Consider the following 10,835-nt stretch of genomic DNA (forward strand, 5'->3'; position numbering starts at 1 on the left):
CGGGGACTTTCAGACGCCGCCGGGCAGGGGTGCCAGGGGGCTGACGAGGCCGGCTTCGCGGAGTTCCCGCCAGAACTCGACGGGGATGTCCTCCCGGAGGGCGGAGAGGTCCTCGCTGATGCGGCTGGGTTTGGTCGCGCCGGGGATGACCGCGTCGCTCACGGGGTGGGCGAGGGAGAACTGGAGCGCGGCGGCCTTGATCGGGACGCCGTGCCGGTCAGCGATCTCCTTGATGCGCCTGACCCGCTCGACGATCTCCGGGGGCGCGTCCTGGTACTCGAAGTTGGTACCGCCGGCGAGGATGCCTGAACTGTAGGGGCCGCCGACGACCATGCCGACGTCCTGCTGTTCCGCCATCGGCAGGAGCCTTTCCGGCGCGTGCGCGTGGTCCAGCAGGGTGTACCGGCCGGCCAGCAGGAAGCCGTCGGGCTTGGGCTCGTCCAGTTCGAGGGTGATCTCGATGGGTTCGGTGCGGTTGACCCCGAGCCCCCACGCCCTGATGACGCCCTCGTCCCGAAGACGGGACAGGACCCGGAAGGCGCCCGTCCGCGCCTCCTCGAACTTGCCGAGCCATTGGTCGCCGTGGAAGTCCTGGGCGATGTCGTGCACCCAGATGATGTCCAGCCGGTCCACTCCGAGACGTTCCAGGCTGCCTTCGATGGAGCGCTCGGTCGCGTCGGCCGTCCAGTCGTGCAGGATCTTGTTGGGCCTCCCGTGCGCGAAGAGATCGCCCTTGTCGCCCAGATCCCTGCCGCCGGACTCGACCTCGTCGAGGATCACCCGGCCCACTTTCGAGGACAGCACGAACTCGTCCCGTGGCTTCCGCGACAGCAGTTCGCCCAGGCGGATCTCGGCGAGTCCGGCTCCGTACAGCGGCGCCGAGTCGTAGTAGCGGATGCCCTGGTCCCAGGCCGCGTCGAGCGTCGCCGACACCTCTTCGTCCGAGACGGCGCGGAACATGTTCCCGAGGGGGGCCGTGCCGAAGCCTATGCGCCCGGGGAGTACGTGATCGAGGGCCATGCTTGGTTCCTTCGCGGGTGCTGGAGGTCAACGTCCTGCCCGTGTCCGCCCCGGGACCGGCGACCGGTGAAATACATAGGAGGGCATGTTCTGTGCCCGGCGGAACCCTCAGGTGAGAACCTTGAGCATTTCCTCGGCCAGCGGTCCGGACGAGGCGGGATTCTGACCCGTGTAGAGCGTGCGGTCCACCACCGTGTACGGCTCCCACACCGGCCCCGCGAGTACTCCGTGGGCAGCTTCTTCAGCTCGTCCTCGAGCAGCCACTTGGCCCTGTCGGCGAAACCGACACCGGCTTCCTCCTCGTTGCTGAACCCGGCCACACGGTAACCGGCGAAGGGCGTGGTCCCGTTCTCGTCACGTGTGGCGAGGAGCGCGGCCGGAGCGTGGCAGACGATGCCCAGAGGTTTGCCGGACGCCAGGGTCTCGCGCAGCAGCCGGGCGGAGTCCGCGTCGGAGGAGAGATCCTCCATCGGCCCGTGTCCACCCGGGTAGTACACCGCGTCGAAGTCGTCGATGCCGACCTGGTCGAGGCGCAGCGGATGACGCAGTTCCTCGGCCGCCTCGATGGCGGATTCCAGCTCCAGGGAGTTCTCCTCGCCACCGGTCATGCTCGGTCGCAGGCTCATCGTGTCCACGACGGGGACGACTCCTCCCGGCGTCGCGACAGTGACCTTGTGTCCGGCCGTCGTGAACGCGGTGTAAGGGGCCACGAACTCCTCTGCCCAGTAACCGGTGGGGTGGCGGTGACCGTCCCGGAGTGTCCAGTAGCTCGCACCAGTCAGCACGAAAAGAATATCAGCCACGAATCTTCCCCTTCTTTAATTGAAGGTGTGAGTGACGAGTCGTCAGATGGCGGCTCAAGACAGTCCCACTCAAGCTAACGCGGCAGGAGAACGGCAGCAACTCGCACAATGAGGCCGCCATCCAGGTGCGGCACACGAGACGCTGCCGTCCAATAATCTGGCGTGCTCGTCCAAGTGAAAATGTGTCGGCGCTTCCATATTCACTGACCCGGCTCACCTGGTCCTCGGAAAGCATCGGAAAGGCGTCGTCGTCCCTGCCGACCCGAACAGAACCGTCATCGCTCGTCATGTCATCCATCTCCCGAGCAGGTCGGTGCACCGGGGACATGCTGAGGATGCGCACTTTCCTGGATCGCAGCAGAAAGGGACACCTGCGGAAAGTGCGCTGGCGGGACAACTCCACGGGCGAGTTGCAGGTCACGCCCAGTTCCAACGCCTTCCTGATGCTCGGGGCCGTACCGAAAACGGAATGGCTGACGGACTGCCTGGAGACCGACGAAAAGGGCTTCATCCGCGTCGGCCATCAAGTCTCCGACGTCTCGGCCTTCCCCGCGAACGGCCGCCCCATGGAATTGGCATCGAGCGTGCCGGGCGTATTCGCTGTCGGTGATGTCTGCTCAGGGCAGGTCAAACGTGTGGTTTTTTCGGTGGGTGAGGGTTCGATCGTGGTGGCGGCCGTCCACCGTGCGCTGGAACTGCGGAGGTAGGCGAGATACACGATTCGGAAAGCACAGGACAGGGCGTCACCGGCCGTGACCCCATGAATAGGCGTACTCGGCTCCTGCCAACTCGCCGGTGAGGAAACGGACTTGGCCCGTCGCCTGTCCGCAGGTGCGGAATCCGCTTCTGAAGTATCTTTGAGGCGGCGCCGGAAATACGCGCCCAGGTGCCAGAGCCGCCGAATCTCTCCTGCATGCCGGAAGGGGTCCTATGAATACTCCCGCCATGCCCGACCAGTCCCTGAGCGGCCGGGTCGCCGTCGTCACCGGAGCTTCCAGCGGAATCGGCGAGGCGACTGCCGAACGTCTGGCGGCAATGGGCGCTCACGTAGCGGTCCTCGCACGCCGTGCCGAGCGGCTCGACAGTCTCGTCGACCGCATCGAGAAGAGGGGCGGGCGCGCTCTGGCGATCGCGGCGGACGTGACCGACGCCGCCGCCGTCCAGTCGGCCGCCGACCGCGTGGCCGGCGATCTCGGCGACGCCGACCTGCTCGTCAACAACGCGGGCGTCATGCTTCCCGCCCCCATCGAGGAGCGTGCGGCCGATCAGTGGCAGCAGCAGGTCGACCTCAATATCTCCGGGCTGATGAACGTCATCGGCGCCTTCACGCCTCAGCTCGTCAGCGCTGCCCAGGAGCGCGGCGTCGCCGATCTCGTCAACATGTCCTCGATCGCCGCCCAGAACATCTTCCCGAACTTCGCCGTGTACTCGGGCACCAAGGCGTTCGTCACCCACCTGTCCCGGCATCTGCGTGTCGAGCTCGGTCCCAAGAACGTACGCGTGTCCGCTCTGGAACCCGGGATCGTCGGCACCGAACTGCAGGACCACGTGACCGACGAAGGCACGCTGCAGTGGCTCGCCGACTCCAAGGAGAGCGGCGTGGCGTGGCTCACCCCGGAGGACATCGCCGATGTCGTCGGCTACCTGGCCGCTCTTCCGCCGCGCGTGAACCTGCAGCAGGTCACCATCATGCCCACCGCGCAGCCGAGCTGAACCGCCCGTACGCGGCCCGCAGGGCTCATGCGTCGCAACCGGCGGCCCGTCCGCGACCGCCCGTCGCTCCAGTGCGTCCGAGTCCCTTCCCGACGGTCCGCACGGCACGGACGACCGGAACGATCTGGAGGAACGCCATGGCATCGACGTCCGTCAGCCGGCTCATGCCGGCCTCCCCCGACCGCGTGTGGCGGCTGATCGGCGGATTCGGGTCCCTTCCCGACTGGCTGCCCTCCATCCCCGAGAGCACCTTCGCCGAGGGCGGCCGGGTGCGGCGGCTGAAGAACCCGGACGGTGACGTCATCGTCGAGCGCCTGCTGGAGTTCGACGACACCGAGCGGTTCTACAGCTACACCATCCTGCAGGCCCCCTTCCCCGTCGTCGACTACCTCTCGACGCTGCGGGTGCACGCGGTGACCGGTGACGACGATGTCGCCGAGGTGCAGTGGTCCGGACGCTTCGTCCCCCAGGGAGCCGGCGACGACGAAGTCGTGGCGCTCTTCACGGACATCTACCGCGAGGGCCTCGACGCCCTGCACGAGGTCCTCGCACAGCAGTCTTGAACGGCCAGGAGCGTGCTGGAGCGCTCCGGGACGCGGCAGCCCTGACGGTCCCGACGACGTGCGGAGAACGGCACCGGGCACGGGGGCTGCTGCGCGCACCTGCTCTTCGTCTACGGCCCCGCTCACGCACCCAGCTCTGCGGTGCCGGGCCGGCCCAGCGTCTCCGCCGCGGCCTCGGCGAAGGCGCGGATGAGAGGGGAGCGGCGGGACGCCACCCATGCCAGAGCCACCTCAGTCGGGCCGAGACCGTCCACGCGAAGCACGGTGACGTCCGGGCGGGTGTAGAAGTTGGCGGTGGACAGCGGGAGCACGCAGATGCCGGCTCCGGAGGCCACGAGTTCCAACTTCTCTTCCACCTGGTGGATCACCGGAATGCCGGGGCGTCGTCCGGCACGCAACTCCACGGCGACATCGCGCCATTCGGGGACGGCGTCGGGGTCCTGGAGCAGATGCTCGGACGCGAGGTCGGCCACGGTCACCACCGGCCTGTCCGCCAGACGGTGCCCCACCGGCAGCACGACGACCCGGGGCTCCCGGAAGAGCGGCCGCACCTGGAGGCCCCGCTGGTCGATGGGCAGCCGTACGATGCCGACGTCTGCTCGGCCGTCCAGCAGTACCGCCACCTGGTCGTCCCAGCTCGTCCGCAGCAGGCGCACACGCACGGCGGGGTGGCGACCGGTGAAGAGCACCGTCGCCGGGGTGAGCGTGATGCCCGGCATGAAGCCGATGGTCAGCGTGAGGGTGTCCTGCGCGGCCCTCGTCACCCGCCGGACCAGTGCCTCTGCCGAGGCGAGCAGCGGCACAGCGTCCTCCAGCAGCTGCTCCCCGGCCGGCGTCAGCAGGGTGCCACGCCGGTCGCGGTCGAACACCTCGACACCCAGGTCCTCCTCCAGGCTGCGGATCTGCCGGGACAGCACCGGCTGCGCGATGTGCAGTCGTTCGGCCGCGCGTCCGAAGTGGAGTTCTTCGGCCACGGCCACGAAATACCGGAGCTTCCTCAGGTCAGGGTCCACCTGGACGCACCGCTCGCTTTCTGAGGTGGTCGGCCGCTCTCCCAGCCGGGCCGCTCCTGGATCGACTCGCCTGGTCGTGTTCGCCGCGACGGCCGCGAGGGGAGATTTCCGAATCTATCGTCCCGACACGGTGGGCGGCCGACGACCACCGCTGTGTCCAGGGTCCCGTCACTCGCCCCTGGAGAGGACGCCGAGCGGGTCGGTGAACCTCGGTTTCCAGCCGAGCTCCGCCTCGGCGCGCGCCGGGGTGAACTGCTGGTCCAGGGCGAACGCGTCCGCGATCGGACCCATCTGCTTGTGCGCCTGCTCCAGCGGGATGGAGGCGACCTTGCCCTCCAGACCGACGGATGCGGCGACAGCGAGGGAGACGTCCCTGGCCGTCGGGTTCACGCCGCCCACGCCGACGTACACGGACCCGGCCCGCGCCTTCAGGGCGGCGACATACAGCGCGGCGACGTCCTCCACGTGCACCAGTGGCCAGCGGTTCGAGCCGTCGCCGATGAACGGGACGAAGCCCGCCTCCTTGCCGGGAACGGTGTAGAAGATGTCGATCAGGCGATTCTCGCCGCCGTACAGCAGACCCGGCTGCACCACCACGGGGCGGCCGCCCTGCTGGGCGCGCTCCAGCACCGTGTCCTCGACCGGCTTGCGCCAGGCGACCAGCCCGGGCGGGTTCCAGGGCGCCGTTTCGTCCGCGATGCCGTCGGTGTCGCCGTAGACCCAGGTTCCCCCGGTGTGCACGTAGGTGCCGGTGCCGATGCCGTCCTGCATGGCGGTGGCCGCGGCGAGGTCCTCGGCACCGGTCTGCGCCTGGGCCAGGTGGACGACCGCCTCGGCACGGGCGGCGGCGGCGTTCAGCACACCGAGGTCCCCGAGCCCACCGCGCACCGGTGTCGCCCCGAAGGAGCTGACAGCCTCGGCGGCGCGGTCACCGCGGGCCAGCGCCTCTACGGTGTGTCCGTGCGCGACCAGGGCGCCGATCGTGGCCTTTCCGATGTATCCGGATCCTCCGGTGAGAAAAACCTTCATGGGTATGGCTCCGATTTCCGCAGCTCGATTGCTTCGGTCACCAGCCTGCGCCCCGGCTCACCCGCTCGTCCAAGACCCTTTCCGGCGTCTGTGATACCTGATCGGCATCAGGAGCCGAGACCCGGGGCCGCCTCCCTCAGGGGCGATCCGCAACTGAACGGCACTCGATCGAGCCGGCGTGGTCCGTGCGGACGACGACGGCCACGCGCCGTCTCCTGGGACGCCTCGAGCGCGGCCCGGTCCACACCCCGCCCTCCAGGCACATGCCATCGCGTCATCGCCGGAAGCGCGTACTCCCATTCTCGAAGCTTCATCATCGCGCCCCCCAGTCCGTGAATTCCGGCGCGCCTATTGACAATGCAAGACGGGCTGCGCTGCACTGTTCAGCTCTCGCGGCAATTCGTCAAAATACTCCGCCCGAGAACGGTGCATGAATTCGAGGAGAATATTCCGTGCCCGATGTCAGTCGTCGTAGGTTTTTGCAGATTGCCGCGGGCAGCGCGGCTGCCACGCAGTTGTCCGACGGGATCGCGCGGGCCGCGGCCATCGCGCCCGTGGCGGGGACGGGGACGCTCGCCGATGTGGAGCATGTCGTCGTGCTGATGCAGGAGAACCGGTCGTTCGACCACTACTTCGGCACGTTGAGGGGGGTGCGGGGGTTCGGGGATGCGCGGCCGGTCGCGCTGCCGTCGGGGAAGAGTGTGTTTCACCAGGTCGACGGGTCGGGGCGGGAGACGTTGCCGTTCCGGCCGGATGCCGATCGGCTCGGGATGCAGTTCATCCAGGATCTGGACCACAGCTGGGCGGGGACGCACGCGGCGTTCAACGGGGGGCTCTACGACAAGTGGATTCCCGCCAAGTCCACGACGACGATGGCTTATCTGACGCGCGCGGACATTCCGTACCATTACGCGCTCGCGGACGCGTTCACCGTCTGCGACGCGTACCACTGCTCGATGCTGAGTTCCACCGATCCGAACCGTTACTACATGTACACCGGTTATTCCGGGAACGACGGCAAGGGCGGCGGGCCGGTGCTCGGGAATGAGGAGACCGGGTATTCCTGGACCACGTTCCCGGAGATCCTCCAGCAGGCGGGCGTCTCCTGGAAGGTGTACCAGGACACCGGCACCGGGCTGGACGCGGCCGGCGGATGGGGGTGGACCGGTGACGCGTTCATCGGTAACTACGGGGGACAACTCCCTGCTGTTCTTCAACCAGTACCGCGACGCCAAGCCCGGTGACCCCCTCTACGACCGGGCCCGCACCGGCACCAGGGCGGCCGGCGGCGACGGTTACTTCGACCGTCTGCGCGCCGACGTGACCGCGGGGACCCTCCCCCAGGTCTCCTGGATCGCCGCCCCCGAAGCCTTCAGCGAGCACCCCAACTGGCCCGCCAACTACGGGGCCTGGTACATCTCGCAGGTCCTGGACGCGCTCACCTCCAACCCGGACGTCTGGAGCCGCACCGTCCTGTTGCTGACCTACGACGAGAACGACGGCTTCTTCGACCACGTCGTACCGCCCTTCCCGCCCGCCTCCTCCGCGCGCGGGCTGTCCACCGCCGATGTGACGAAGGAGCTGTACGGCGGCTCGGCCGGGTACGCGGCCGGGCCGTACGGGCTCGGTCCGCGCGTGCCCATGCTTGTCATCTCGCCCTGGAGCACCGGGGGCTGGGTCTGTTCGCAGACCTTCGACCACACCTCGATCGTGCAGTTCATCGAGAAGCGGTTCGGGGTGCGCAACCCCAATGTCTCGCCGTGGCGGCGCGCGGTGTGCGGGGACCTCACCTCGGCCTTCGACTTCTCCCGCGGCAACACCGCCGCGCCCGGCCTGCCCGACACCAGCGGGTACCGGCCGCCGGACCACTCCAACCCCGGCAACTACGTACCCAAGCCCCCGGTGGCCGGCACGCTGCCCAGGCAGGAGCGCGGTACGCGGAGCGCGCGGGCGCTGCCGTACGACCTGGCCGTGGACACCAAGGCGGTCGGCGGGCGGATGCAGTTCACCTTCGCCGCGCTCGGTGCCGCCGGGGCCGCCTTCCACGTCACCTCGGCCACCCGCACCGACGGTCCCTGGCCGTACACCGTGGAGCCGGGCAAGAGCCTGACCGACAGTTGGGCGCTGCCGGGCAGCCGTTACGACTTCTCCGTGCACGGCCCCAACGGGTTCCTGCGCCGCCAGGCCGGCACCAACTCCGCCGTCGGCCCCGAGGTCACCGCCCGGCACGACAACTCCGCCGGGCAGGTCACCCTGACCTTCACCAACGCGGGCGGCAGCGCCGTGACCTTCACGGCCACCGACGCCTACGCTCCGGCCCAGCACTGCACGTACACCGTGCAGCCCGGCGCCTCCCGCGTCGTCAAGGGGTGGGGGGTGGCCGCCGGGAACCGCTGGTACGACGTCACGGTCACCGTGACCGGCGACTCCTCCTTCGTACGGCGCTTCGCCGGGCACGTCGAGACGGGCGCGCCCAGCACGAGCGATCCGGCGACCGCCACGGTGTGATCGCGGTAAGGGCTGTCGACCCGCGTCCCCGGCCAGGGTGGTGACCGGAAGGTACCGCAGGAATGGATCACTCCGGGAGTGCCCCAGCAGCCCCGCTGTCATGGAGACGCAGGCCCGTCGACTGGCTCAGAGTCGCCCCCGTCCCCCCGCTCCGGAGCCTCGCGGGGTGTGGCTGCCGGGTGCCTGGATACCCGGCCGTACGGAACACCGCACGCCCATTCCCAGGGAGGTCTCCATGCAGGACAGGAACGACATGCCGGACGAGGGGAAGCCCACGGCTCCCCAAGGCCAGGAGGCCCGGTCCGCCGGTGACGTCCTGAGCGGCCCCGGCGTCGAGAACCCGTCCGTCGCCGAACCGACCGAGCCCAGGGAGCCGCCGCCCGCCAAGCCCGACCAGGAGGCCCCGGCCACCGTGAGCCCCACCGGGCGGCCGAGCGGCGCCGGCCCGGAGCTGTGGGAGCAGGACGGCGAGTGGCTGACCACGGCACAGGGCAACCGGCTGTACGACACCGACCACTCGTTGAAGGCGGGCGCGCGCGGCCCCGTACTCCTCCAGGACCACCATCTGCGGGAGAAGATCACCCACTTCGACCACGAGCGGATTCCGGAGCGCGTGGTGCACGCCCGTGGCGCGGCCGCGCACGGCGTGTTCGAGGGGTACGGCAACGCGTCGGAGGTGACCCGGGCCGGGTTCCTGCGGGCCGGAGTCGAGACGCCGGTGTTCGTGCGCTTCTCCACGGTGCTCGGCTCGCGCGGCTCGGCGGACACGGTCCGGGACACCCGCGGGTTCGCCACGAAGTTCTACACCGACGAGGGCACCTTCGACCTGGTGGGGAACAACATCCCGGTCTTCTTCATCCAGGACGCCATCAAGTTCCCCGACGTCATCCACGCGGGCAAGCCGCAGCCGGACCGGGAGATCCCGCAGGCGCAGAGCGCGCACGACACGTTCTGGGACTTCGTGACCCTGCACACCGAGGCCACCCACCACACTCTGTGGAACATGTCCGACCGGGGTCTGCCGCGCTCGTTCCGGATGATGGAGGGCTTCGGCGTCCACACCTTCCGGCTGGTGAACGCCGAGGGCGGGACGACGCTGGCCAAGTTCCACTGGAAGCCCAAGCTGGGCGTGCACTCCCTGCTGTGGGAGGAGGCGCAACTGCTGGGCGGTGTGGACCCGGACTTCCACCGGCGCGATCTGGCCGATGCCATCGAGGCGGGCGCGTTCCCGCAGTGGGAGCTGGGTATCCAGACCTTCCCCGACACCCCCGACCAGTCCTTCGAGGGCATCGACCTGCTGGACCCGACCAACCTGGTCCCGGAGGAGCTGGCCCCGGTGCAGCCGATCGGGCTGCTCACGCTCAACGCCAACCCGACCAACTTCTTCGCCGAGACCGAGCAGGTCGCCTTCCACCCCGGCCATCTGGTGCCCGGCATCGACGTCACCGACGACCCGTTGCTGGCCGGGCGGCTGTTCTCCTACCTGGACACCCAGATCAGCCGGCTGGGCGGCCCCAACTTCGCGCAGCTCCCGATCAACCGCCCCCACGCGCCGGTCAACGACATGCTGCGGGACGGCATGCACCAGACCGCCGTGCACGCGGGTGTCGCGCCCTACCACCCCAACTCCCTCGACGGCGGGTGCCCGTTCCTCGCGGGCGCCGACGAAAACCCGTACGTGGAGACGCCGGTGACGGTGCCCGAGGCGTCGAAGGTGCGCGAGGCGCCGGAGACGTTCGCGGACCACTTCACCCAGCCGCGCCGCTTCTGGCGCAGCATGAGCCCGGTGGAGCGCGAACACATCGTGGCGGCCTACACGTTCGAGCTGGGCAAGTGCTATGAGCAGGCCATCAAGGAGCGCGGCCTGCAGGTGCTGGCCAACATCGACCCAGACCTGTGCGCGCCGGTGGCGGCCGGGCTCGGGCTGCCCGCGCCCGAGCCGACGGTGCCGATCGAGGACGTCGACCCCTCCCCCGCGCTGTCCCAGCTGGGCGACTCCTGGCCGGCCGAGGGCCGGGTGGTGGGCATCGTCACGGACGCCGACGCCGATCTGGACGCGGTGCGCGGGGCGCAGAAGGACCTGCTGTCGGCCGGTCTGGTCCCGCTGATCGTGGCGCCGACCGGCGGCACGCTCGGCGACGGTGACGGCACGGTCGACGTACAGCGCAGCTATGCCACCGCCCGCT

7 protein-coding genes and 2 pseudogenes are annotated in these 10,835 nt (G+C 69.3%); 5 read left to right on the plus strand and 4 right to left on the minus strand.

Translation table 11 applies throughout. The annotated features are described in order from the left end of the window. Positions 1-9 precede the first annotated feature (9 nt). Positions 10-1,020 carry an aldo/keto reductase gene (locus GT030_RS26980; RefSeq protein WP_161203338.1) on the minus strand — a complete coding sequence of 337 codons (1,011 nt, stop codon included), beginning with the start codon at positions 1,018-1,020 and terminating at the stop codon, positions 10-12. Positions 1,021-1,128: 108 nt separating this feature from the next. Beyond that, positions 1,129-1,823 (minus strand): annotated as a pseudogene (locus tag GT030_RS26985) (type 1 glutamine amidotransferase domain-containing protein). Between the two features lie 335 nt (positions 1,824-2,158). On the opposite strand from GT030_RS26985, the gene GT030_RS26990 reads away from it, so the two are divergent. From GT030_RS26990 to GT030_RS27000, 3 genes are all read left to right on the plus strand, one after another. Beyond that, a complete protein-coding gene (locus tag GT030_RS26990) occupies positions 2,159-2,530 on the plus strand; it encodes a hypothetical protein (protein ID WP_161203339.1) in 372 nt (123 codons plus the stop codon). Between the two features lie 238 nt (positions 2,531-2,768). Then, on the plus strand, positions 2,769-3,536 hold the full coding sequence (locus GT030_RS26995; protein WP_237522845.1) for an SDR family oxidoreductase: 768 nt from the start codon (positions 2,769-2,771) through the stop codon (positions 3,534-3,536). Positions 3,537-3,673: 137 nt separating this feature from the next. Further along, complete coding sequence (locus GT030_RS27000) at positions 3,674-4,099, plus strand: SRPBCC family protein (protein WP_161203341.1); 426 nt, start codon at positions 3,674-3,676, stop codon at positions 4,097-4,099. 122 nt (positions 4,100-4,221) lie between these two features. On the opposite strand, the gene GT030_RS27005 is transcribed toward GT030_RS27000, so the two are convergent. Both GT030_RS27005 and GT030_RS27010 read right to left on the minus strand, forming a co-directional pair. Further along, positions 4,222-5,112, minus strand: a complete 891-nt coding sequence (locus GT030_RS27005; RefSeq protein WP_161203342.1) for a LysR substrate-binding domain-containing protein — start codon at positions 5,110-5,112, stop codon at positions 4,222-4,224. Positions 5,113-5,280: 168 nt separating this feature from the next. Continuing rightward, positions 5,281-6,141, minus strand: coding sequence for an NAD-dependent epimerase/dehydratase family protein (locus tag GT030_RS27010; RefSeq protein WP_161203343.1), 861 nt, complete (start codon positions 6,139-6,141; stop codon positions 5,281-5,283). Between the two features lie 452 nt (positions 6,142-6,593). Here GT030_RS27010 and GT030_RS27015 point away from each other — a divergent pair. Then, positions 6,594-8,649: pseudogene (locus tag GT030_RS27015) on the plus strand (phospholipase C, phosphocholine-specific). A gap of 235 nt (positions 8,650-8,884) precedes the next feature. After that, positions 8,885-10,835 (plus strand): catalase (locus GT030_RS27020; RefSeq protein ID WP_161203344.1); only part of this gene is annotated, 1,951 nt, incomplete at its 3' end.

The sequence above is a fragment of the Streptomyces sp. SID1328 genome, assembly GCF_009865595.1.
Lineage (GTDB): Bacteria > Actinomycetota > Actinomycetes > Streptomycetales > Streptomycetaceae > Streptomyces > Streptomyces griseoluteus.

Excerpts from the sequence above, each read along its gene's own strand:
- GT030_RS26980 (WP_161203338.1), bottom strand. The coding sequence starts at position 1,020 with ATGGCCCTCGATCACGTACTCCCCGGGCGCATAGGCTTCGGCACGGCC.
- GT030_RS26990 (WP_161203339.1), top strand. The coding sequence starts at position 2,159 with ATGCGCACTTTCCTGGATCGCAGCAGAAAGGGACACCTGCGGAAAGTG.
- GT030_RS26995 (WP_237522845.1), top strand. The coding sequence starts at position 2,769 with ATGCCCGACCAGTCCCTGAGCGGCCGGGTCGCCGTCGTCACCGGAGCT.
- GT030_RS27000 (WP_161203341.1), top strand. The coding sequence starts at position 3,674 with ATGGCATCGACGTCCGTCAGCCGGCTCATGCCGGCCTCCCCCGACCGC.
- GT030_RS27010 (WP_161203343.1), bottom strand. The coding sequence starts at position 6,141 with ATGAAGGTTTTTCTCACCGGAGGATCCGGATACATCGGAAAGGCCACG.